We start from the raw sequence: 24,497 nt of genomic DNA, 5'->3' as shown, positions 1-24,497 counted from the left end.
GTTATTGCAGCGAAGTCAGTGCTTTTTCAATCATTGTGCCTCCTTCACTGACTTCAAATGTTTTATTGAAGGTATTCTCGGATTCCAGTGATTTGACCAGCACCTCTGCCAAGTCTTCCTTTGAGATTTCAAGATTGCCAGATGCAAGAGTAATTGCCGCAGAGATTTTGCCATCACCCGGCTTATCGTTCAGCTTACCTGGCTGCACAACAGTATATGTCAGCCCCGACTGCCTTAGAAACTCATCCGGCATTTCCTTCGCCGCGATTTCGCGGCTTTCATCCCCAACCGCCTCGTTGGCGCTGATCGGGCTCATCATCACAAACCGCCTCACTCCCTGCCTCTCAGCTTCCTTCACGGTCTCTATGACAGATTGATGGTCGACCATCACCGTTCGGCCTGTCTGCGCTTTCGGGCTGATGCCCGTCAGGAAAATCGCCACATCATAGCCCTGGAACAGGCTCCGGAGGGAATGCTCTTCGTATACAGCCACCTGATCTGCCCCCCGCTTCTCCAGCAGCTCCATCTGGTTGGCATTCCCCACCACCGCACAGGAGACATGCCGATTCTCCCGAAGCTTGCTCACAACAAACTCACCAACAGCACTATGCGCCCCAAACACAATCACCTTCATAAACAAAACCTCCCTTTAGCACATCACCGCGCCGGGGGTCACACCCCCGGTGCGCTGACGCGTTGCAGTGCTGGGGGTCTGACCCCCGGCGCTTTAAAGTGTTAAATTTTGAAAAGAGAGAAACAGATGGCTCTGTTTCTCTCTCTTTGGCTTTTTTTGGTATTCAGAATGATATTTGCTTTTGCTTGCAGTTCTGTTCCGCTGCTTATACCATTCGGTTCCAATGGCGGTGTTCAGCGATGGCTTTTATGAATTTCTGGCTGTCGCTAGTGACTTCCTTGTCGCTTTCAAATACGACTACGCCAGGTGCACCTTCAACACCGATTCCGGCAGCTGCCAGGATTTCTGCAGCCTCTTTCCCTGCTCCCACTGCTTTAAAGTGGCTGAACGCTTCATCAACAAAGTATACAGCTTCCTTTTTCTCCTTCAGACCATCGACACTTTGCTGGCCGCCTGCGATATATAAAGCGTCATACAAAACTGAACTGCTTGTCAGGAAGGTCTGCATGACTTCGAGCTCCGTACCATCATCACCCTTGATCATGCCCAGCTTTTTGCTGATGATTTCTGCTGTGATGCCGCTTTTCTTCAGCATTTCCAGCAAACTGGACAGCTCAGCGCCATTGAAGCCGTTATCAGCAAGAACGCCAACCTTGCGGGTATTCGGCAGTTTTGACGTATTCAATTGGCTCAATGCTGGTGAAGATAGAGTAACATCCATTGGTTTCGTAGATGGTTTATTAACACCAAGATTATCGGCAACCTGCCCTGCGAGGAGCGTATCAATATTGCCAAGCATTTCAACCACTTGCTGCTGGACATCCTTGCTCTTCACTTTTCCAAGCTCGAAGCTGAACGCTTCAATCATATGCTGTTTCTCTACATCAGACATGCTGTTCCAGAAAAGAATCGCCTGTGAATAGTGGTCCTTGAAGCTGTCGCTGCGTTCACGAACCTTCCTGCCTTCCACTTTTTCCTGGTAGTGCTCATAACCGCCTTCGCTTGCAGGCGCAGGCTTTGGATCATTGCCCTGAAGCGAGTTTTTATGGTAAGCGACCTGCCCGCGATCAATCGTCATGCGATGCATGCCATCTCGCTGATTATTATGGAACGGGCACACCGGCCTGTTGATCGGAATCTCGTGGAAATTAGGCCCGCCTAAACGTGAAAGCTGCGTATCTGTATAGGAGAACAAACGTCCCTGCAGCAGCGGATCATTTGAAAAATCAATCCCAGGCACAACATGGCCAGGATGGAATGCCACCTGTTCTGTTTCGGCAAAATAATTCGTCACATTCTGGTTCAAGGTCATTTTTCCAATAATCTTCACCGGTACGATCTCTTCGGGCCATATTTTTGTAGGGTCAAGAACATCGAAGTCAAACTTGAACTCATCTGTTTCATCAATCATCTGAACTCCGAGTTCGTACTCTGGGAAATTGCCCATCTCGATTGCTTCAAAAAGGTCGCGGCGGTGGAAATCCGGATCCTTCCCAGCCAGCTTTTGCGCTTCATCCCAAACAAGGGAATGGACACCAAGTACCGGTTTCCAATGGAATTTCACAAAACGCGCCTTGCCCTGCTCATTGACAAACCTGAAGGTATGGACGCCAAATCCTTCCATCATCCGGAAGCTCCTTGGAATCGCCCTGTCAGAAATATGCCACATGATCATATGCGCAGATTCAGTATTATTTGCAATAAAATCCCAGAACGTGTCATGCGCCGATTGCGCCTGCGGTATTTCATTATGAGGCTCCGGCTTGACCGCATGGATCAAGTCTGGGAACTTGATCGCATCCTGGATGAAAAAGACCGGAATATTATTGCCGACCAGATCATAATTGCCTTCCTCTGTATAAAATTTCGTCGAGAAACCGCGGACATCACGGACTGTGTCTCCAGATCCGCGTGACCCGGCAACAGTTGAAAAGCGCACAAAAACCGGCGTCTTTTTACCCGGATCCTGTAAAAAACCTGCTTTCGTAAACTCTGCCATCGGCTCGTAAACCTGGAAGTATCCGTGAGCAGCAAATCCTCGCGCATGGACAATGCGTTCTGGGATGCGCTCGTGGTCAAAATGCGTCATTTTTTCACGAAAATGAAAATCCTCCATTAAAGTCGGACCGCGGACTCCCGCTTTTAAGGAATGCTCGTCTTCAGACACACGCAATCCCTGGTTAGTCGTCATCGCTTCGCCATCGTGTCCGGATCTGAATTGCTCCAGCTGATCGTCTTTTGAATTCTCGTTCACAGGCTGATTCATATCGTCTTTCTTCACTCGTATTCCTCCCGCTTATGATGTGGGAGCATGTTCTTCAATCATATGTATGTAATTGCTCCATAGAAGATTTCTCATGCAGATTCCACAATAAACACACCTAACCCATGCCCCTCTATGGAGATATACCACAAGGACAAGCCCGCTAAACGGTGTTAAGCGGGCCTGGTTTGCTTACATATTTTCGTGTATATACTTCTCTGCATCCTCTGGTGAAGCGAACGGTTTTACAAAAGTAATTTCCTTCCCGTCATTTGCCACTGCCAGAAAGCCATTCGATACCTGGATGATATCTGCCTGTACATGCTTCTGGTCAGCTGGCCTTACCGTACCGACAATTTCAGCCTGGCCCTTATCAACCCAAGTCTGGATTTCAACAGCATAGGCTTCAACATCCAATCCCTTGGTAAAACGCTGCTGCAGATAGTCCGTAGTCACTGGGTCTTGCTCATTTTTCACTTCTTCTGTGTCAGGCGGTCCTGACTCCTCACCCTGACCGCTGCATCCAGCCAGCATCCCAACAGCGGCAATCGAAATCAGAAATTTTTTCATAGGTAAAATTCCTCCTTTAGAAAAACTCTGTTAATCTTTTACTACCCTTTCAGGATGGCTGCTAAAGGAATACCACGTATTTGGTTGTAATTCCCAGCCACCAGTGTGGCTGAGGTATCTGGCTGCTTTTACAAATTAGAAGGTTTTTGTCTTCTGTTGGGGTTCAGAACAATTCGGAGGGCTTATGTCTGTTTGATTTGTCTTAAGGGGGTATGTTAGAACAATTGGGAAGGCAAAAATTGGTTTGATTTGTCTTGAGCAGGTGTTTCAGAACCATTCGAAAGGCAAAAAACGATTCGAATTGTCTTGAGAGGGGCTCTCAGAACCATACAGAAGGTAAAAATCGGATTGAATTGTCTTGAGGCGGCCTCTCAGAACAATTCGGAAGGCCCAGATCGGTTTGAATTGTCTTGAGCGGCGCTCTCAGAACAATTCGGAAGGAAAAAATCGATTCGAATTGTCTTGTGGCGGGCTCTCAGAACAATTCGGAAGATAATTATCGGTTTGAATTGTCTTGAGGGTGCTCTCATTTCATTTCAATTGAAAATATCAATATACCTCAGTTTTCCTTTTGGCAGACCCTTATCAGCACAATAAAAAAGCAGATCCCAGATGACGGGGACCTGCTTTCCAAATTATTCCGGGGCAGTGAACGTACGCTGTGCCAGCTCGCTCTCAAGCATGAAGAAGGCGTTGCTGTCCTGGTCGATTCTTCTGAGTTTCTGAATCAGGCCGTCAAACATCGCTTCTTCTTCGACCTGCTCTTCAATGAACCACTTCAGGAAGGTCATCGTTGCATGCTCGCGCTCATCAAGGGCAATATCAGCCAGCTGATAAATGCGGCGAGTGACCTCCTTCTCGTGCTCAAGCCCTTTTTCAAACACATCAAGGACTGATGAGAATTCATTTGAAGGGGCATGGAAGCCTTCAACCGTTGCGCGCTCACCCATATCATTGATGAAATTGTAGAACTTCATTGCATGGAACCGCTCCTCTTCAGCTTGTACCAAAAAGAAGTTTGCGAAGCCATCAAGGTTTTCAGCCGAACAATAAGCTGCCATTGCCAGATAGGCATGCGCCGAATAAAACTCATAATTCATTTGTTCATTTAGGCTTTTAATCAGCTTTTCGCTTAACATACATTACCTCCACATAACCTGAATTTCTTGTCTGGAACTTTTACTCTTCATTCCTGCATTTTACCTATTTCCTCTTCAAATAACCAGCAATTTGCTAGTTCATATCCTCGGTGATCAATGTGAGCTGATCAGCTGAGAAAGCGACTTCTTCAAACGCTTTTCCCAATTCTCCGACAACATCATCTAGGCAGACCAATTCCTGGCCAATCAGCTCGTTTTGTTCCAGCGTCTCTTCCATCGTTTTTAAAATCTGTTCGAAGTGGATTTCGGTTTCCTGCATATTATCATGTCCATCTTTCGCTTCAATCTTGATTTTATCTAGCGATTTTGTCAGCCCTTCGACTTGGGTATTGGTGTTCTGGATCAGGGAAGAAACATTTGTGACTGACACCTTTGTCTGTTCGGACAATTTTCTCACCTCGTCCGCAACAATCGCGAACCCGCGTCCAGCTTCTCCTGCCCTTGCAGCTTCGATTGCAGCATTCAGCGAGAGAAGATTCGTTTGGTCGGCAATCCCAGTCACAATGCCAACGATATCCTGCATTTGCTTTGTAATGTTCAGCAATATATTGACATCCGTCGAGATATCCTCAACGGAACCGTGGATATTCGTCATATTGAGCGATTGCTTTTGGAGCTGTTCCTTCCCTTTCTCTGCGCGCTCCTGGGCAAGCAGCGAAAGCTCCTTTCCGCTATTTGCCAGCGACACGATTTTACGTGACTGTGAAATCAGCTCATGGTAGGAAGCATTTGTTTCCTCTGAGACAGCAGCCAGGTTTTGGGATGCACTCGCAATATTTTCGCGGACTGATTGCTTTTGGCGTTCCACCTCGTTCCTCAGCCTTTCGGTCTCTGCGTCATAAGCTTCCAGAACTAATTGCTGCTCGAGATTCAATATTTTCGTGACAGCTCTGATTGTTAAAATACACTCTTCTTTTTGTGCGATTTTATCCTGGATAATATCCATCAGGGATAAAAGCAAATCCTGAAAGGCACTCATATACCATTTTGTCTGCAATCCGATTTTTACATGGATATGGGCAATTTTAATTCTCTTTTCTATGTATGAGGCATCCACCACTCCATCAAACATTTCGGTAATATGCCGCCGGAGCGTGGTTTTTAAACGATCGATCGAACTGTGGCCATTAATTATGCCCAGCAGTGAAGGCTCAATTTCAAGGTTTTTATAAAACTGGTCGACAATCTGATCGATGTTCTCGAGCACGAATGGCTGGATAGAATTGATCCTTTTAAGATCAGTTTCCGAAAGATCGATCATCTTAATTTGTTTTTCAATCTCACTGCCCATTTCCACCGCGATTGTGCCTTGGGCATTTTCCAAGTTGAAGTTTTCTCTTAGTTGCTTTGGCTTTTTAAAAATCACCCATTATCCCCCTATTTCCATTATGGCTATGTGTATATTGCTGCAAAAAAAAATTCCTTAACATTCTGGAATTGAGCAATAAAATATCTTTTCAATATTTAAATAAATTATACAAGGATGGGTAATTTGTAAACGTTTAACAATTGAACATTTTGTGACAGAAAAATCTGGGCAAGCAAAAAAGGAGAAAAATTTACTTTCTCCTTTTTGACAAACTTATTCACATGTGTACAACTCTGAAAAAATATACAATATTCCCACATTGTTGAAAAGCTGTGGAAAAACCCTATTTAAGCACCAGCCTCGTAACACTCTCAATTTGTGAAGTATGCGGGAACATGTCTACTGGCTGGATGTGCTCGACTTTGTATTGATGGCTCAGCGCCTGGATATCTTTCGCGAGTGTGGATGGGTTGCAGGATACATAGACGAATGTTTTCGGCTTGATCTTAAGCACCGTTTTTAAAAATTCCTGGTCACAGCCTGTCCGCGGCGGATCGACAACGATGACATCGGGGCGCCAGCCTTCCTTCAGCCATTTAGGCAGAAGCTCCTCGGCCTTGCCGACAAAGAACCTGGCGTGCTGGACACTATGTTTTGCTGCGTTTTTCTTCGCATCTTCAATCGATTCGGGAATAACGTCCATTCCCCGGACTTCTCCGGCCTGGTCTGCCATCCACAAACCGATGGTACCGACTCCGCAATAAGCATCGACAAGCTTTTCTTCTCCAGTCAGCCTGGCTGCTGCTTTTGCTTCATTATATAACTTCACTGTCTGCTCAGGGTTGAGCTGGAAAAAGGTCCGTGCCGATAGCTCGAACTGCAGGTCTCCCAGTGTTTCCTGGATAAAGTCGCTTCCTTCCAGGGTGGCTGTTTCATTGCCGAAAATGACAGAAGTCTTCTCGCCATTGACGTTCTGGACAATCGAATTGACCTCTGGCAGAGCCTTCTTGATTTCCTGGATAATGAGTTCCTTTTTCGGGAGCTCCTTCTTTGTCGTGATAAGGACGATCTGCAGCTCACCAGTCTGGACACCAGTCCTGGCGACAATCGTCCGAACCAGCCCCTGATGCTTTTTCTCATTATAGATTGGGATCCTCAAATCCTGGAGGATTCCTTTTACCACCTCGGTCGCCTTGGTGGTCGCTGGATGCTGGACGGCACACTGCTCGATGTTGATAAGATTGTGGGAGTTCAGCCCATACAAGCCAGCAAGAACCTTGCCTTCCTTCTCACCAACCTGGAACTGGCTTTTGTTCCGGTAGCCCCAGGGATTTTCCATTCCAATTGTCGGCCTGATCTCCAGCTCATCAATCTTTAGTCTGGTATGGCGCTCCAGCGCCTGAATGACGATATCGCGCTTCTCATTGAGCTGCTGGCCATAGTGAAGATGCTGCAGCTGGCAGCCGCCGCACTGATCATAAACCGGGCAAAGCGGCCGTACTCTATGCTCCGATTGCTTGCGGATTTTCTTGATTTTTGCTTCAGCGAACTTTGGATGGACCTTGGTAGCCTCTACGACCACTTCCTCGCCTGGCAGCGCACCGGGTACAAACACGACCTGACGCTTGAAATAGCCTACACCCTCCCCGTTGATGCCAATACGCTTGATCGTCAGCGGGAACGTCTGCTTCAGCTCGATTTTGACTACATCCTCTTTATTGGCTAAATCTCGTTTTGCTGCATGCTTTTTTGTAAAATCTTTTTTTGCAAAATCCCTTTTTTCTCCATCTTTGCTTGCAAATCCTTGTCTTTCACTATCTTTTTTTGCAAAATCCTTTTTAACACCATCTTTTCTTGTAAAATCTCGCTTGCTGCCGTCTTTTTTGGCAAATTCCTTTTTACTGCTATCTTTCTTCTGATACTCTTTTTTCATAAAACTTCACTCCAATTATTCAATGCTTCTCCATAAATAGAGCGAAGCATAGCTTAAATAAGGATTCCATGGCTCTTTATATTTTTCCATTTCAGGAAGGGTTGGCTTTTGCTCGAGGTTGAAATATTTCTTGAGAGCATTTTGGATACCGATATCACCCATCGGGAACATGTTTGGCCGTCCGAGCGCGAACATGAGGAAATTCTCGATTGTCCACGGCCCGACTCCGCGTATCTTTATTAATTCCTTTGCGATTTCCGCATCGGATTGTGCTTTTAATTTTTCAAAATCAAGCTTGCCTGACGCAGCTAATTCAGCGATTCCAATGACATATTCAGCTTTCCTGCCGCTGAACTGCAATTCGCGCAGCTGCTCCACTGTCAAGCTGGCTGCTTTTTCTGGAGAAGGATAAAACCAGACTCCATCCAGCTCTTCTCCAAATGTCTTAACAAACCGTTCGGTCAGGGTAAAAGCAAACTTAAGATTCAGCTGCTGATGGATAATGCTTTTAATCAGGCTTGAAAACGGATCAAATTCAAGCACGATCGGAGTGCCATAGTGCTGATTGAACAGCTCTTTCAGTTCCGTCTTCTGGAAGTGCTCATGAATATGAATCAGCTTCGTATTCCATTGAAAAATTTCAGTCAGGCGCTGAAGCGTTTTATCTTTGTCAGCGGTGGCGCGAATCAAAAATCCCGGCTGTTCCAGCGTGCCGGTGCCGATGACTTCTGCGACAGCTTTCTTATTATCAACAAGCAGCGGAATCCTTACCATCCGGTTCGCAATGTCCACATTGTGAAGCGGATCAAGCGACAGCCTGCTTAAAGCAAGATCAAAATTGTACGGACCTGTGATCGATACCGTTTCTTCCCACATATTGAAACCGTCCTTAACTATTTTCCCCGTATTATAGCATTTTCACGACGATTTTACGAAAAATGGAGGTTTTTGATCTTTGTTTATGAAGTCCAGACTGGCATAAAGCGAAAAAAAATCTATTTCATAGCGAACTACAAAACACGCTCGTTTTATTCCAGTAAAAAAACCCGGCAAAATTAGCCGGGTTATATTCAATACAGCATCGGGTCTTTCAAATGCTGGCTGACCATTAAGTCGTCAAGGCTTTTAAAGGTATAGCCTTGTTTCTTCAAATCCTGGATGACTTTCTCGAGGGCGTCTGCATTGTCCTTCGAAACGGTGTGCAGCAGCAGGATGGCGCCTGGATGGATCTGGCTCATGATCTTATCATAGGAATACTGCCAGCCCTTCTGCTGGTCGGTGTTCCAGTCGACAAATGCGAGCGACCAAAATACATGGGTGTAGCCTGCTTCCTTTGCGACCGCCATCGTCCTTTCGCTGAAAATTCCTCTTGGCGGGCGCAGATAGGCCATTCCTTTTTTGCCAGTGATATTTTCAGTTTCTGCACGGACCATTTCCAGTTCTTTTCTGATTTTTTCATCGCTGATTTGGGTCATATCTGGATGATGCCATGAATGATTGCCGACAATATGGCCTTCAAATGCCATGCGTTCCACGAGTTCAGGGGCACTTTCGAGGTAGTGTCCTGTTACAAAGAATGCCGCCGGGACCTTTTCTTTTTTCAATACATCAAGGATTTTTTCGGTGTAGCCATTCTCATAGCCGTTATCGAAGGTCAGATAGATATCCTTTTTATTCTTATCTCCTTTGTATACCGCGCCTTGTTCTTCAATGATGACTTCAAGCATCCTTCCGGCATCTGCCTGCCTGCCATTGCGCCCTTTCTTAAAACCCCAATGGATTGGGCTGTTCGAGTGTTCAGCATGCACTGCCGCCGGGAGAGCCGTTAGAATCAAAAGGCTGGCAGCTAGTACAATTTTTGATAACTGTTTCATGATGTTCCTCCCATGATGTTTTTTTATATTGTTTGTCAGGAGGTCAAAAAAATTCTCGATTTCCGTTCAGGTATATTTAGGGATTGAATGCAAATAGTATGGACAGATATGAATCACTAGGAGAATGTCAGGGGAAATGGAGCGAAAATGAATTTCTTGATTCACTGGAACCCGGCAAATTTAATGGCCCCCACATTTTCAAGTCATTAGAAAAAGGAAAAAGAGGCTTGCCGTTTAAGCAAGCCTCCTCCATGTTTATTTATAGACCCGGTCAGCAAACTGGGCTAATTTTTCCAGTGACGATTTTTCTACATCCTGATGCAGGCTGTTGCCGTGTGAATCCATTGTGACAACGGCTGTGAAGCCTTCTACGTTCAGGTGCCACATTGCTTCTGGAATACCGAAATTCATCAGGTCAACACCTTCTACTGACTTGATGCAGTCAGCGTAATACTGTGCAGCCCCGCCGATTGCATTCAGGTACACTCCACCGTGCTCCTGGAGGGCAGCCAGGGTCTTCGCACCCATGCCGCCTTTTCCGATTACAGCGCGAATTCCAAACTTCTTCATGATATCGCCCTGGTAAGGCTCCTCACGAATACTTGTTGTCGGGCCTGCAGCCTTTACATGCCAATTGCCTTCTTCATCCTTAAGCATAACAGGACCGCAATGGTAAATGATCTGGCCATTGAGGTCGACAGGTGAATCATGATCGGAAAGGTATTTATGGATCGCATCGCGTCCTGTATACATCATGCCATCGATTCTGACGACATCACCGACCTTCAGCTGGCGGATTTGCTCTTCTGTAATAGGTGCTGTCAATGTGATGACTTCCTGTTCAGCCGGAGCTTCCGCAGCAGCAGCGATTTCCTGTGCAGCTGCAGGCTGTGCGAAATCGATCTTTTCGCCTTCCTGGTACATCCATTCCTGGATTTCACCAGTTTCAGGATGGACGGCAACACCCATGCGGCGGTATGCCCAGCAGTTGTAGGCAACCGACACATAGAAGCTCGCAGGGATGCGGTTCATGACACCGATTTTGCAGCCTAAAAGAGTCGTTTCGCCGCCAAAGCCCATGGTTCCGATTCCAAGCTTATTGGCATTTTCGAGGACATATTCTTCAAGGTCGCGCAATTCAGGATGAGGGTTCACATCTTCAACAGAGCGGAACAGCTGCTCTTTTGCAAGGTCGTAACCTGAAGAGCGGTCGCCGCCGATTCCAACGCCGATGAAGCCTGCGCTGCAGCCTTGTCCCTGTGCCTGGTAGACAGAATGCATGATGCACTTGCGGATGCCGTCAAGGTCGCGTCCTGCACGTCCAAGTCCTTCTAGCTCTGCCGGAAGGCTGTACTGAATATTTTTATTTTCACAGCCGCCGCCCTTAAGGATCAGGCGGGCATCGATATAATCTTTTTCCCATTGATCAAACTTGATGACAGGAGTCCCGCCGCCAAGGTTATCGCCGCTGTTATCTCCAGTCAAGGAATCCACTGAATTCGGGCGAAGCTTGCCATTCTTCGTTGCGAGTGCAATCGCATTATAAATGGCCTTTTTCATTTCAAGCTGGTTTGCGCCAACAGGCGTTTTGATTTTAAAGGTTGGCAGGCCAGTATCCTGGCAAATTGGCGACACATTATCGTCTGCCATTTTAATATTGTTCGTAATGGTGGCAAGGCTCATCGCCGAACGCGTACCGGCGCTTTCACGCTCAGCCGCAGCCTTTATAGCCCTGCGTACATCCTTCGGAAGGTTAGTGGATGTTTCAACGATCAGCTGGTACATGCTTTCCTGAAACTTTTCGATATTCATTTGTCTACCCCTCTCTCTGCTCCCATGTTCGTCAATCTTCTATATGTTAAAACTTTATAACAAATTCCCATTTCATTATACTCCTATCATCTTTTGAATTAAAGATGGAAAGTGGAATCGGTTACAAGGAAAAAAATCCTCTCATTACTATTGCTTTTAAAAAAATTCTTTTAAACGAAAAAAAGAGACCTCATCAAAGGTCCCTTTACAAATCGCGATTTTTGAATTCGCGGCATTTTGCATCCATTTCTTCAACGATCTGGATCATGCGGTCGATATCCTCAAGATCTGTTTCTTCCGGATCGATCGCATCCAATAACTCAGAAAACATATCTAAACGCTGCTTTAAAAACACAACCTGTGTATTTTTATCATTAATTGGATTTCCCAAACTGCTCTCTCCTTTCACCATCGTTAACATCCTATCGAAAAATTCGGTAATCTGCAATATTAAACAAATGAGGTTCCTGGTATTTATTTTAGTATTCCCCGGAACATCATCCATTCAACATGTTTGGACCTTCATTTTTAGGAAAAAAACCTATAGAGGTGATCGGATGTTTTTTGATTCATGGCAGGAAATCAGCCGTATTTTTATCGTGGGGGTGTTAGCTTATGCCGCCCTGATTATATTGCTCAGGGTATCTGGCAAAAGGACGTTATCAAAGATGAACGCTTTCGATTTAGTAGTGACCGTAGCTCTTGGTTCCGTCCTCGCTACAATTTTACTCAATAAAAAAGTTTCCCTTGCCGAAGGTGCTGCAGCGTTCGTTACCTTGATCAGCTTGCAATATGTGGCCGCCTGGCTTTCATCAAGGTCTGATACAGTAAAAACTCTGGTAAAATCGGAACCCCAGCTGTTATTTTATCAAGGGAAATATTTGCATGAAAAAATAAAGAAAGAAAGAATTCTTGAGGCTGAAATCCTCCAGGCTGCCCGTTCAAGCGGGATCCCTTCGATGGAAAAGGTAGAAGCAGTTGTGCTCGAAACTGATGGCAGCATTTCTGTGATCAAAAAAGGAAAAGAGAATAAAGATACACTTTCAAATGTTAATAAATAAAGCAGGAGGATCATGATTCAACCTCCTGCTTTTTTCATACTATTCTTCCAGTCCGGTCGCCTTTCCTTCCCGGCTGGAATCTGCTGCTCCGTATAGCAGACCTTTTTCATGATCAATTTGAATTGCCTGCACATTGCCTATTGGGAATGGTCCATCAGCGAACTCGAAGCCCATTGCTTCCATCCTTCCCTTGCTCTCCATGCTGATGCCTGATTCCCAGCCAATCAGCGGACCTGTACTGTTGAAAATCCGCGGTTCTTCTATTGCTTCCTTAAGGTCCATACCGAAATCGAGGACATTCACAATCGTTTGGAATACCGAGCCAACGATCGTAGGACCTCCTGGGGAACCAAGTGTCAGGACAGGTTTGTCATCCTTGAACACGATTGTCGGTGTTTTACAGCTGACTGGACGCTTTCCTGGCTGTATTTCATTCAGTCCGCCTGGCATCGCATCAAAATCCGTCAATTCGTTGTTCAGGACAAAGCCGTATCCTTCGACCATGATACCTGAGCCAAATGGGTGTTCAACCGTTGATGTACATGCTACGATATTGCCCCATTGATCGACGACGGTAAAATGAGTGGTTTCGCTTCGCTCCCTTTCAGGCTCGAACAGCTGTCTCACTACATTTATTTCCTTGCCGCCAGTAAATACCCACGGATTACCAAAATCGACAGCATCATTCCTGCGCTCAAAATTGATCAGTTCCCTTCGTTTAGCAAGGTACTCTTCATTCAGCATTCCATCAAGGGGGATATCTCCAAATTCGGGATCACCAGAGAATGCGATCTTATCTGAAAAAGCAATCCTCATTGCTTCTGTAAAGAGATAGTATTTCTCCCAAGATTTCGCATCATACTGACTCAGGTCAAAACCTTCGAGAAGCTTCAGGATTTGGAGCATCGTCGTCCCGCCTGCACTTGGCATATTGGATGACGCAATCTTATGCCCTCTGTAGGTACCCCATACCGGTTCATCAATGGTAATTTCATAGTCCTTTAAATCGGACATTTCCATGATTCCGCCAAGCTTTCTCAAAGTAGAAATCAGTGCTTCTCCTATTTCACCTTCATAAAAAGCCTTAATCCCCTCTTTTTGAAGGATACGGAAGGTTTTAGCCAAGTGTTCCTTCTGGTAAACATCCCCTTCTTTAAGGGATTTGCCCCCTGGCATGAACAGTTCCTTCGCATGATCGCCGAGACGGTAATCAAATGTTTTGAGGATTTCCTGCATCACCCAATTTACCTCGACGCCTTTTTCTGCTGCCTGGGCAGCAGGTTCTATTAACTCAGCTAGCGGCTTTGTTCCATATTCCTTCCTCGCAGCTTCCATTGCCTTAAGGATCCCCGGAACACCTACACCAATTGCGTGAGTGGATCTTTCCCTAAAAGGAATGACTTCTCCCTTTTCATCTAAAAAAAGCTCAGGATGGGCTGCTTTTGGCGCCCTTGTATGCCCATCAAAGATTTTGATCGTTTTGCTTTCTGCATGGTATACCATGAAAAAGCCACTGCCTCCAATTCCGGTCATCATCGGTTCTCCGACATTCAGGCCAAACTGGATAGCAATCGCCGCATCAATGGCATTACCTCCAGCCTTTAAGATTTTTTCACCAGCGTCGGTTGCGACCGGGTGTGCCGATGCAGCCATGGCTATTTTACTCTTTGCCGTCTCTCTTTCAAAATCGCATCTTTTATTGCGCGTTTTAAATTCCTTCCCCATCGTCAATTCCTCCCATAATCCTCTATTATTTTCAGCTTGTATATATTAACTACCCCTTAACTTCCCCAAAAAACAGACAAAATACTGGGATTAGCACATTGTCGAACGATTTTAATCCACCTTGAATGCAGCTTGGTGTGCCACTAAAAAAGCCAGTCCTGCACATGCAGGACTGGCTTTTTCTAAAAGGAATTAGCGGTTGTTATCGTTGTTCTGCTGATCAGGAGATACAGCAAACGTATTGGACGTGCTGCCTAATCCTGGTGTGTCAGCAGGCTGGCTGTCCATGCCGGTTGCGTACGCTCCTGCTGGATTGCTCGAGCTGGAACCAGTTGATGAAGAACTGCTGGATGAAGAAGTTTCCGTCGCACCCGTTGCCGAGTTGACTACAGAGTTATCCATCGCAGTCGTGCCGGCCTCTTTTACTTTTGCGCCGACTTCCTTCAAATCACCTGTAGCCTTTGAAAAAGTGTTCATCGCTTCATTGGATAATGACTTCACATCACCCATTTTGCTGAACACATCCTCGTTCAGACGCTGGTAAAGATTCTGGGCATCGCTGATTGCTTCCTTAAGGATGCTGGATGCTTCCTTAAAGCTGCTCATCATCGATTCCTTGACATCAGTGGGATTATTTTTCACCTCACTGACAACGTTCATGGATGTATCCTTCACATTCATGGCTGTATCCTTCAATTTAGAGCGTGTGTTGGAATCGAGCATTGCCACCACGCCGCCAATTGCAGCGCCGATCAGCACGCCCTTCATCAGCTTGCTGTTTGAACCACTTGAAGTGTCGGATGAGAAGCTGCTAGAGTAGCCGCCCATGGAAGTACTGCCAGAGTATGAGTCATTGGAAGTTCCAGTGTAGGAATCATTTCCTGCTGTGCTAGCATATGTTGTCGTTCCTGTGGTCGTATCATATGTTGCATTTTCTTTAGTTGAAGTAAAAGTTGAATTGTTGTCCATTGTGTTGTCATCATTATTTGGTAGAATGTTCTGTGCCATAGTCTCTTCCTCCTTGGTATAAATGTTTTTTTATTTGTTATGCCTATCTAATTCCCGGGATGGACAAGAGCTAAACAGGATATATCTACCTTTTGTCAAGAAGAAAAAATTACCAGATGGTACATGGGGACGGTTCTCATGTTCCAGCTTCTTTTTATATATGTAAAAAGCCAGACTGCCTATTGTAGAAGTCTGGCTCAGCTAGTCGACAAAGGCAATGAGCTTGCTCTCACTGCCTTTTGTCTATTGTAGAAAATATGGTTGTCATAAGGGGACGATAAGCACAGATATTCCGTGGTGCTCTTGAAACCCAAATAAGCGGAGAAATTCCTCCTATCGCTTATAAATAGAAATCAACAGGCTGAAATAAGCGGAGAAATTACTGTTAACACCCCTATAAATCCATAAAATGAAAAAATTTATTCTTTTAAGCGGAAAAGCTTCCTTTATTTCGCTTGAAGTGATGGTGTTTTCGAAAATAAACGGAATTTGCCCGTCTATATTTTTTACTGATGAAATATCAAATCCTAAATAAAAAAGAGTCTGAGGCCAACTCGAACATTTTGTCTAAAAAAAAAGCCAGACTCCATCATCAGTGGAGTCTGGCTTTCATTTTATCGTGGTCTTTCGCTTGAAACAAATCCGAAGCTAACATGGTCCTGGACCGGAATCCACGCTCCGATGCCCTGGGTGACGACGTTTTTGACGACGATGAATCTCTTATTGCCCTTAAGCATCAAATAAACTTCGCCGTAAGTGACTTTTCCCTTTTCATTGATCGCCGGTGCGTAAGCGTACAGATATCCCAGCCTCTTTGGCTGGATGTTGTATATGTGATCCTTTTTTGTGCCAGCGCCGACAATTGTTTCGAATGCCAGCGGAAGGCCGGTTTTCTGCGCTGCTTTCAACAGCATCATTTTCTGGACATCCTCAGCATTCTTGATTTTTGCAGTCAATCCGCCTTTTACGACCTTTTGCTGCTCCTGGACATAATGGATTTGATAAATGGCATTGCCGCCGCGATTGTCAAAATAATTTGTGTTGATCTTCTGGAACTCCCAGTTTGGGGACGTTTCCGTCGACTCATAGTTCAATGGCCAGTCGCCAAGATAGACAATCGCCCGATAGCCTATGGCAAACGGCGTGCTGTTGATCGTCGTTTCATTCAGCATCCGGATCAGGTCTGGATTTTCAATCTTCACCTTGGAGGATTGGATCAGGCTCTTCGTCAGCTCGCTTGGCTGCAGGAACGGCAAGTCTTCCGTCGGATTTGGATAAGTGTTATCCTTTGTGATGTTCTGGACGGAACCAGGAATCGTATACTTCGCCTTTTCTGCCTGCTTCGGCTGGGGAGCTTTCTGGCCTTTGCCTTCCTCAGCAAACCCGGGCACTAAAACAGACATCATGAAAACCATCGTTAAAGCAAGGATAGCTGCTGTTTTTTTCATGGTGTGAACTCCTTTCACTACAAGAAACTTAAGTTTGCTTATAGTGTTTTCGGAGTGGCATTACTTTATCCAAAGTTATAAAAAAATTGCTATTTACTCGAGATGACGAGTTTGTTCAGCAATTTTTCAAAAAATGGGTAGAAGAATTGGATCAGCGGCCCAATCGCGAAGGTGACGATCAAAGTTCCGATGCCAATCGGCCCTTTAAAAATGAACGCGGCAGACAAGGCGATTACTTCCCCCAGTGTTTTCGCTGCCATCAGATTGAGCCCGAACCTTTCCCTTAATGCCATCATGAAGTTATCGATCGGAATCAGCGGGAATTTCGGCTGCAGATAGATGGCCAGTCCTAGGCTCAGCGTCACCATTCCAAGGACGAACACCATAAATTGCTTCACGTATCCAGAAACCACCAGGTCCCCAAAGGCGCGCAGAATCCAAAAATCAATGAGAATTCCTGTGATGAGAAGCGTGATGACCGCTGCGAAATCCGGGCGTCTTTTCAATAGAGCAGCATTGACAAAAATCAATATGATGCCGACGATCACTACCCATGTACCAGGTGTAAAACCGACCGTACCTGACAGCCCTACATTCAGCGCATCCCAAGCTCCAGTCCCCAAACCTGCCTTTATGGTCATGGATACGCCAAAAGAAAGGATCGCCAGCCCAATGAGGAAAAATAAAATACGATAGAATATTGCCATTAGATAATCTCCTTCTTAAACAACAATTCAGTTTGAAACCGAAAAAAGAACCCTGTCCTCCCGGAACAGAGTTCATTATTTCTATTATATTAAAGCAGATAAAATCCAATTCCCATTATAACATAGGCACCTAAAAGTGTAAGCCCTTCAAACCAGTTTGTTTCACCGTCATTGGCGATGCTGATAGACAACAGTACAGCGACTGCCATTGAAATCATTTCCGGCATTGAGAACACTAGCGGCATCTTCGTTTCAAACATTAGGGAAACGAGCACAAGCAGCGGAGCCACGAACATGGCAACCTGCAAGGTAGAGCCAACGGCAATTTCGACAGCGATATCCATCTTATTCTTGTATGCCATGATAATTGCCGAAGCATGTTCGGCTGCGTTACCGACAATCGCAACGATGATTACCCCGATGAATAATTCTGACCAGCCTAGAGATTCACCAACGGCTTCAAAGGTGTGGACAAGATTTTCAGCAACATAGGCAACAGCGACTGTTGCAGCCAGAAGGATCAGGATTGCTTTCCCCTTGCCCCATTCCGGTTCTTCATGATGCTGCTCTGCGGCGCCTTCAACCTTATGCTGGTATACACCGCGGTGCGTGACAAGCTTGAAGAACAGAGCTGCCAGATACAATGCGATCAAAATAATTGAGATTCCGACACTTAGGCTTAGTGTTTTGCTCTCATTCATATCCATCGCGAAAACTTCCGGAATCACGAAAGCGACGATTACAGCGAACATCAGCAGCGCTGAATTGTGTCTTGCATCATACACATTGAAATGCTGACGTTTAAACTTCAGTCCGCCGACAAAGAATGATAAACCTGCGACAAGAAGCAGGTTTCCAAGCACGGAACCTGTCAGGGAAGCAAGCACCACGCCAACAAGGCCAGCTTTCAAGGCAAAAATGGAGATAATCAGTTCTACTGCATTACCAAACGTCGCATTCAGCAAGCCGCCGATCCTCGGGCCTGTAACAATAGCGAGACTTTCGGTCGATCTTCCCATAAAGCTCGCCAAAGCGATAATGGTCAAGCAATAGATCACGAACAAAATCATACTTGGCCAATGCATCAGTGTCCCAATTACAGACACAGGAACACCGACAAAAGTTAAAATCATGAAAATTTTATTTGTCATTCTGCCATCCTCACTATTCTTCTTTTTCTTCTAGGCTTTGTTAAATAAGGCTGTTGATTTTCGTTCCAGGCGCTTCGCTTTCCTCTGAAAAATTATGAAAAAGCCCAATTGCCGGCTTTTTAAGAGCAAATTTTTCCTGGGGCGTGCGGTGAGCCTCCTCGTCGCTTCGCTCCTGCGGGGAAAAATGGTCCCTTCTTTTCGGACCATTTCTTCCGGGGTCTCACCTGTCCCGCTCCATCCCGAAGGAGTCTTCGCGCCTGAAACGAAGAGCAACAGGTTTTAAAAATCAACATTCAGCTTTAACAGAGCCTTCTTCTAAAAACCTTAACCCACGATCTCAAATGTCTCTTCGACTTCAATGCTGCCGATGACGGACTGCACCATGGAGCAGTTCTTTCTTGTCAGCACCATTGCTTTTTCAATTTTCTTTTCATCCAGATTGTTTCCTTCAATCCGGAAATGCACGATAATTTTGCTGACACGGTTTGCTTCTTCCTCAACACGTTGGGCATCGGCTTGAATATGTATATCCTTGATTTCCATCCTCATCTTTTCCAGCACCTTGCGAAGAACTCCTCCGCTGCATACTGCAACTGAAGAAACGAGCAGCTGGTATGGCCTGAACCCATACTGATCATCCCCTGCGACATCGAGCCTGCCAAACCCAACCTCCGTATAAAAGCCAACATCCGGTTTCATCTTGAATTCCATTTCTATCACCCTTAATCTGTTTATTGCTGTCCTGGCAAAAGCATTTTAGAAAATTTTACCGTTAAGACTCATAAAAGAGATTACACTATTTTTTCCCTGAATTGAACTAAAAAAACATTGCGTATAAAATTTAATACATTTAACATTTAGTAGTACTAAATAAATGTCAGGAGTTTTCCAATGAAAATCAGCATGAAAGTTCGTTTCTGGATTTTGGTAAGCATTGTAGCGATATCCGGGTTTTCGCAGGGAATGCTGCTTCCATTGATTGCGATCATCTTTGAACATGACGGGGTTTCATCCTCGATGAATGGCCTGCACGCTACAGGTTTGTATATAGGTATTTTAATTGCTTCGCCGTTGATGGAAGCACCATTGCGCCGCTTCGGCTATAAGCCGATCATTTTGGCCGGAGGCCTGGCAGTAGCTGTATCACTGGCACTCTTCCCTGTGTGGAAATCGTTTTGGTTCTGGTTCGTTTTAAGGCTGGCGATCGGGATTGGGGATCATATGCTCCATTTTGCGACACAGACCTGGATTACATCCTTTTCTCCAAAAGAAAGGCTCGGCAGAAACATTTCCCTCTATGGCCTGTTTTTCGGGCTTGGTTTTGCGGCAGGTCCTTTGATGACTGGCTTCGTGGAGATCAACACCTCCTTGCCGTTCATCATTTCCTCAGCAGTCAGCCTTGCTGCCTGGCTGACTGTCTGGCTGTTAAAAAATGAGCGGCCAGAGCAGGATTACGAGAGCACTTCATTTTTCGGTACGATGAAACGATTCGGGAAGGTTTTCAAATATGCGTGGGTCGCCTTCCTGCCGCCATTCGGTTATGGTTTCCTCGAAGCCAGCCTGAACGGCAACTTCCCAGTATATGCGATGCGATCCGGCATAGGAGTGGAAGCAGTAGCGCTCTTGCTGCCGGCCTTTGCAGCAGGCGGCATCCTCTCCCAGCTGCCGTTGGGAATCTTGAGTGACAAGCTTGGGAGGAGATCAGTGCTTCTGTTTATCACTTCAACTGGTTTCCTTACTTTTACCGCAGCAGGATTTTTAGAGAATTCAACAACCGGCCTGCTGGTTTGTTTCTTTCTTGCCGGGACTTTGGTCGGCTCTACTTTTTCCCTCGGCATCAGCTATATGGCCGATTTGCTTCCGAAACAGCTGCTGCCTGCCGGGAATCTGATGTGCGGCATCTTTTTCAGCTTCGGCAGCATCAGCGGCCCATTCATTGGCGGTGTGGCCATCGAGCTGATGAAGGGGATCAGCTTTTTCTATGTGATCAGTACGATGCTGCTGCTCATTTTCCTCGCGCTCGCTGCTGTTCGCCCTGGAAAGGCTCAGCATCAGGAAGCGAAATCAGCATAAATTTGGATACGAATAGCAGAACAGCCTCCCTATTGCCGGGAGGCTGTTTGTTTTAACTCAGTTTATGGAAATACAGCACCTATTTTGCAGAGGCGTTTTTCCGGGCCGGCCTGTTCACAAGCACGATACCTGCGACTACAAAAATCAATCCGGCAATGACAAAGTAATGAAGCGGTTCGCCAAGCAGCATGGATGATAAAATAACTCCGAACACCGGCACCAAAAATAGATAAAGCGATACCTTTCCAACCTGGTTGTATTTCATGACATTGTTCCACAGAATGAAGCCTGCCGCTGAAAGAAATGCCAGGTAAACCAGCATCAGTGTGGATTTGAGGTCAAAGTCGAAAGGAACAAGACCGACACTGAAAGCTCCAATCGCAACCAGCCCAAGCGACCCGAGAATCATCTGGTATGAAGTCAAATAAATGACCTCCATTTTCGAGCTGCCTTCTTTGGCAAGGATGTTTCCATACGCTCCGGCAAGCATCGCAAGCATCAGCAGGATTTCCCCGATGCCAAAGTCCACCTCATATTCCCCGCTCGGCCAGTTGGCGAAAATAACCCCGGTAAAACCTATCATCAGCCCTGCGACCTTCAAACGGTTCATCCTGTCATCCGGATAGAGGAAATGCGCAAGCAGGATTTGGAAAAAAGAAGTCGTCCCCGCGATGATCGAGCCCTGTATCCCAGTCGAGTAGCTAAGACCGATGTAGAACAGGACATACTGCATAAACGTCTGGAAAAATCCAATCTTCATTAACGGCAATGTTGTTTCAGACTTGAATTTCATATCCCTTTTCAGAAATAAAAATAAGATCAGAATCAGGATTCCAGCCAATAGGAAGCGGTAGCCGGCAAACAGCATTTGTTCCCCGATTTCCTCGGGCCTGATATCAAGACTCTTATAGCTCAATTTTATAAACGGAAACGCACTCCCCCATAACAGAGTTGCTCCGGCAGCCGATACCGCGATTCCCAGCGGATGGGTAAAAAAATCTTTCGTTGTCATCGATATTTCTCCTTAAGCCATAGATTATTTTTATTATGGCCTTTTAATGAATTTGCTTTTGAAAAATATGCTTCTGCTAATGTACAGCTTTTATTGAATGAACCTTCCAGTCAAAAATAACCACTTTCCAAGAGCATCAGCCTTTATCAAATCATATATTGTATGGTAACATAATAGTGAAAACTATATATTATCATTTGCTCTGGCTTTACGCTGTCATCATTCCGATGGCAGCTTTCGTGTTTTTTAGGGGTAATGATTGTGATTATTAGTATCATTTAGATAGGCTCTCCTATCCTGCTTTTGCAACAATGATATTTTAAAATGTTTAAAAGGCTCTGTTAAACGAGGCTGTTGATTTTCGTTCCAGGCGCTTTGCTTTCCTCTGAAAAATTTTGAAAAAGCCCAATTGCCGGCTTTTTCAAGAGCGAATTTTTCTTGGGGCGTGCGGTGAGCCTCCTCGCCGCTTTGCTCCTGCGGGGAAAAATGGTCCCTTCTTTTTGGACCATTTCTTCCGGGGTCTCACCTGTCCCGCTTCATCCCGAAGGAGTCTTCGCGCCTGAAACGAAGAGCAACAGGGTTAAAAATCAACATTCAGCTTTAACACAGCCTTTTTAAAAAAAGTTTTGTAAAAACAGTGTTTAGAAACACAGTGCTATAGATATTGGTTAATAAAAGGAGGAGATTCATATGGCTCAAGGAGCGAACGCTTTGATGAAGCAGAAGCATGTGCCTGAGGTTGGGTTAATTGAAAAAGTGAAACCGCATGCTGAGCTGATTGCTGCAGTGGTCAGCGGGATTTTGATTGCATTGGGCTGGATACTCAGCAAAGGGGATTCAGAGACTGCATCTGTCACTGCCTTTATCCTTGCCTATGTGATTGGCGGATTTGCCAAGGCTAAGGAAGGCATTGAGGCAACCATTGAAGAACGGGAACTGAATGTGGAAATGCTGATGATTTTTGCTGCAATCGGCTCGGCGATCATTGGCTACTGGACGGAGGGCGCAATCCTGATCTTTATTTTTGCGATGAGCGGCGCGCTTGAAACCTACACGATGAACAAAAGCCACAAGGAAATCTCCTCTCTGATGGAACTCCAGCCCGAAGAGGCATTGAAAATAACAGATGGAATCGAGAAGAGAGTACATGTATCCGAGCTAGAGATTGGCGACATGATCCTGGTGAAACCTGGTGAAAGAATTCCATCTGATGGCCAGATTGTAAAAGGACAGACCACGATAGACCAGGCAGCCATCACCGGTGAATCCATTCCGGTGAACAAGGATTCTGGTGACGATGTCTTTGCAGGCACGGTGAATCTGACCGGTTCACTTACGATCAAGATTACCAAGCCAAATAATGAGACGCTCTTCCAGAAAATCATCCAGCTGGTGCAGAACGCACAAAGCGAGAAGTCCCCTTCCCAGCTTTTCATTGAGAAATTTGAAGGGACTTACGTAAAAGTCGTGCTTGCTGTTGTCGTGCTGATGATGTTCCTTCCACATTTTTTGCTGGGATGGAGCTGGACAGAAACCTTTTACAGGGCGATGATCCTATTAGTTGTTGCGTCACCATGTGCGCTTGTGGCTTCAATCATGCCGGCTACTTTATCGGCGATTTCCAACGGCGCCAGACACGGGATTCTTTTTAAAGGCGGCGTCCATCTTGAAAACCTGAGCCACTTAAAAGCGATCGCCTTCGATAAAACCGGCACGCTGACAAAAGGCAAGCCTGAAGTGACCGATATAATCGTTGCCCAGGGCCTTGATCGCAATGAAGTCCTACTGAAGGCAGCGTCCATTGAGAGCCATTCCAATCACCCACTGGCGAACGCCGTTGTAAAATATGCAAAGGAATCTCTCGGCCAGGAGCTATTAAATCCGGAAAGCATTGAAGATGTGTCAGGCTGGGGCGTTAAAGCCCATTTTGAAAACGAAGACTGGAAAATCGGGAAAGCTGATTTTGTCGGCAGGTCCGCTGCTGAAGGATTTGCAGATGGTGCAGCTTTAAAGCTTGCAGGTGAGGGCAAGACCATTATCTTCATCGAACGAAACGGAGAGCTTGCCGGTCTGATGGCCTTGAAGGATATTGTACGTGAAGAAACAAAACGGGCAATCGATCTATTGAAGGCTGAGGATGTTTTCACCATCATGCTAACCGGTGACAGCAAGAATACTGCAAAAGCGATTGCTGCAGAAAGCCATGTAAATGAGCATATCGCGGAGTGCCTGCCGGAAACGAAGGTTGAGGAATTGAAGAAGCTGAAGGAACGGTTTGGGACAGTCGCGATGGTTGGCGATGGCATCAATGATGCCCCGGCGCTTGCAACCGCCAACGTCGGGATTGCTATGGGTGAAGGCTCCGATGTCGCACTGGAAACAGCGGACGTCGTCCTGATGAAAAATGACCTTCCGAAGATTGCAGAAGCCATCAATCTTTCAAGGCGCATGAACAGAATTGTGAAACAAAATGTCGTCTTCTCAATATTGGTGATCATGGTATTGATCGCCTCCAATTTCCTTCAGGTTCTTGACCTGCCATATGGCGTAATTGGGCATGAAGGCAGTACGATTCTGGTTATTTTGAATAGCTTGAGATTATTGAAATAAGCTTAATCCCGCTGATGATTTTTCAGCGGGATTTTTTTGTGGTGTTTGCTTTGTGGTTTTTTCTTTTTTGTGGAGCTCTTTATTTGCGTTGAGAAGCTTTTATTCAACTTGCAATATTTATAATGGCTTTTTTCGCAAGGATTGTTG

20 protein-coding genes and 1 pseudogene are annotated in these 24,497 nt (G+C 45.7%); 3 read left to right on the top strand and 18 right to left on the bottom strand.

Features of this window, described 5'->3' with window-relative positions; translation table 11 throughout:
- Position 1 precedes the first annotated feature (1 nt).
- From AC3EBE_RS06645 to AC3EBE_RS06595, 11 genes and pseudogenes are all read right to left on the bottom strand, one after another.
- Positions 2-634 carry an NAD(P)H-binding protein gene (locus AC3EBE_RS06645; protein WP_488594232.1) on the bottom strand — a complete coding sequence of 211 codons (633 nt, stop codon included), beginning with the start codon at positions 632-634 and terminating at the stop codon, positions 2-4.
- Between the two features lie 205 nt (positions 635-839).
- Positions 840-2,900, bottom strand: a complete 2,061-nt coding sequence (locus tag AC3EBE_RS06640) for a catalase (RefSeq protein ID WP_488594248.1) — start codon at positions 2,898-2,900, stop codon at positions 840-842.
- Positions 2,901-3,089: 189 nt separating this feature from the next.
- Entirely contained in the window at positions 3,090-3,467 is a 378-nt protein-coding gene (locus AC3EBE_RS06635; RefSeq protein WP_488594231.1) for a hypothetical protein, read from the bottom strand.
- Between the two features lie 635 nt (positions 3,468-4,102).
- On the bottom strand, positions 4,103-4,606 hold the full coding sequence (locus tag AC3EBE_RS06630) for a ferritin (RefSeq protein WP_488594230.1): 504 nt from the start codon (positions 4,604-4,606) through the stop codon (positions 4,103-4,105).
- A 94-nt stretch (positions 4,607-4,700) separates the two neighbouring features.
- Positions 4,701-5,315: a methyl-accepting chemotaxis protein gene (locus AC3EBE_RS06625; protein WP_488594247.1), complete on the bottom strand. Its 615-nt coding sequence runs from the start codon at positions 5,313-5,315 to the stop codon at positions 4,701-4,703.
- 147 nt (positions 5,316-5,462) lie between these two features.
- Positions 5,463-5,918: pseudogene (locus tag AC3EBE_RS06620) on the bottom strand (protoglobin family protein); the annotation flags it as partial.
- Positions 5,919-6,279: 361 nt separating this feature from the next.
- Positions 6,280-7,869, bottom strand: a complete 1,590-nt coding sequence (gene rlmD, locus AC3EBE_RS06615; protein WP_488594229.1) for a 23S rRNA (uracil(1939)-C(5))-methyltransferase RlmD — start codon at positions 7,867-7,869, stop codon at positions 6,280-6,282.
- 15 nt (positions 7,870-7,884) lie between these two features.
- Positions 7,885-8,745 (bottom strand): DNA-3-methyladenine glycosylase family protein, encoded by an 861-nt coding sequence (locus tag AC3EBE_RS06610; protein ID WP_488594228.1) that lies wholly within the window; start codon positions 8,743-8,745, stop codon positions 7,885-7,887.
- 194 nt (positions 8,746-8,939) lie between these two features.
- Entirely contained in the window at positions 8,940-9,743 is an 804-nt protein-coding gene (gene pdaA, locus AC3EBE_RS06605; RefSeq protein WP_488594227.1) for a delta-lactam-biosynthetic de-N-acetylase, read from the bottom strand.
- 255 nt (positions 9,744-9,998) lie between these two features.
- Positions 9,999-11,555, bottom strand: a complete 1,557-nt coding sequence (locus AC3EBE_RS06600; RefSeq protein WP_488594226.1) for a fumarate hydratase — start codon at positions 11,553-11,555, stop codon at positions 9,999-10,001.
- 205 nt (positions 11,556-11,760) lie between these two features.
- Positions 11,761-11,946, bottom strand: coding sequence for an SE1561 family protein (locus AC3EBE_RS06595; RefSeq protein WP_488594225.1), 186 nt, complete (start codon positions 11,944-11,946; stop codon positions 11,761-11,763).
- A gap of 166 nt (positions 11,947-12,112) precedes the next feature.
- Here AC3EBE_RS06595 and AC3EBE_RS06590 point away from each other — a divergent pair, with 166 nt between their 5' ends.
- Complete coding sequence (locus AC3EBE_RS06590; RefSeq protein WP_488594224.1) at positions 12,113-12,616, top strand: DUF421 domain-containing protein; 504 nt, start codon at positions 12,113-12,115, stop codon at positions 12,614-12,616.
- Between the two features lie 39 nt (positions 12,617-12,655).
- On the opposite strand, the gene ggt is transcribed toward AC3EBE_RS06590, so the two are convergent.
- The 6 genes from ggt to AC3EBE_RS06560 all read right to left on the bottom strand — a co-directional run bounded on the left by ggt (position 12,656) and on the right by AC3EBE_RS06560 (position 19,366).
- Positions 12,656-14,341, bottom strand: coding sequence for a gamma-glutamyltransferase (ggt, locus tag AC3EBE_RS06585; protein ID WP_488594223.1), 1,686 nt, complete (start codon positions 14,339-14,341; stop codon positions 12,656-12,658).
- A 192-nt stretch (positions 14,342-14,533) separates the two neighbouring features.
- Positions 14,534-15,349, bottom strand: a complete 816-nt coding sequence (locus AC3EBE_RS06580; protein ID WP_488594222.1) for a YtxH domain-containing protein — start codon at positions 15,347-15,349, stop codon at positions 14,534-14,536.
- A 614-nt stretch (positions 15,350-15,963) separates the two neighbouring features.
- On the bottom strand, positions 15,964-16,797 hold the full coding sequence (locus AC3EBE_RS06575; RefSeq protein WP_488594221.1) for a YfkD family protein: 834 nt from the start codon (positions 16,795-16,797) through the stop codon (positions 15,964-15,966).
- 89 nt (positions 16,798-16,886) lie between these two features.
- Positions 16,887-17,504: a YczE/YyaS/YitT family protein gene (locus AC3EBE_RS06570; RefSeq protein WP_488594220.1), complete on the bottom strand. Its 618-nt coding sequence runs from the start codon at positions 17,502-17,504 to the stop codon at positions 16,887-16,889.
- A gap of 89 nt (positions 17,505-17,593) precedes the next feature.
- A complete protein-coding gene (gene cax / locus AC3EBE_RS06565) occupies positions 17,594-18,655 on the bottom strand; it encodes a calcium/proton exchanger (RefSeq protein WP_488594219.1) in 1,062 nt (353 codons plus the stop codon).
- Positions 18,656-18,979: 324 nt separating this feature from the next.
- A complete protein-coding gene (locus tag AC3EBE_RS06560; RefSeq protein WP_488594218.1) occupies positions 18,980-19,366 on the bottom strand; it encodes an OsmC family protein in 387 nt (128 codons plus the stop codon).
- Between the two features lie 180 nt (positions 19,367-19,546).
- Between AC3EBE_RS06560 and AC3EBE_RS06555 the strand changes: the two genes are divergently transcribed.
- On the top strand, positions 19,547-20,728 hold the full coding sequence (locus AC3EBE_RS06555) for an MFS transporter (RefSeq protein ID WP_488594217.1): 1,182 nt from the start codon (positions 19,547-19,549) through the stop codon (positions 20,726-20,728).
- A 79-nt stretch (positions 20,729-20,807) separates the two neighbouring features.
- Here the strand turns inward: AC3EBE_RS06555 and AC3EBE_RS06550 are convergent, their stop codons facing one another.
- Positions 20,808-21,740 (bottom strand): DMT family transporter, encoded by a 933-nt coding sequence (locus tag AC3EBE_RS06550; RefSeq protein ID WP_488594216.1) that lies wholly within the window; start codon positions 21,738-21,740, stop codon positions 20,808-20,810.
- A 690-nt stretch (positions 21,741-22,430) separates the two neighbouring features.
- Between AC3EBE_RS06550 and AC3EBE_RS06545 the strand changes: the two genes are divergently transcribed.
- Positions 22,431-24,350: a heavy metal translocating P-type ATPase gene (locus AC3EBE_RS06545; protein WP_488594215.1), complete on the top strand. Its 1,920-nt coding sequence runs from the start codon at positions 22,431-22,433 to the stop codon at positions 24,348-24,350.
- Positions 24,351-24,497: the final 147 nt, after the last annotated feature.

Source organism: Mesobacillus sp., from assembly GCF_057785455.1.
Note: the sequence above shows the minus strand (reverse complement) of the source record. Positions and strands in the feature narration are given on the sequence as shown.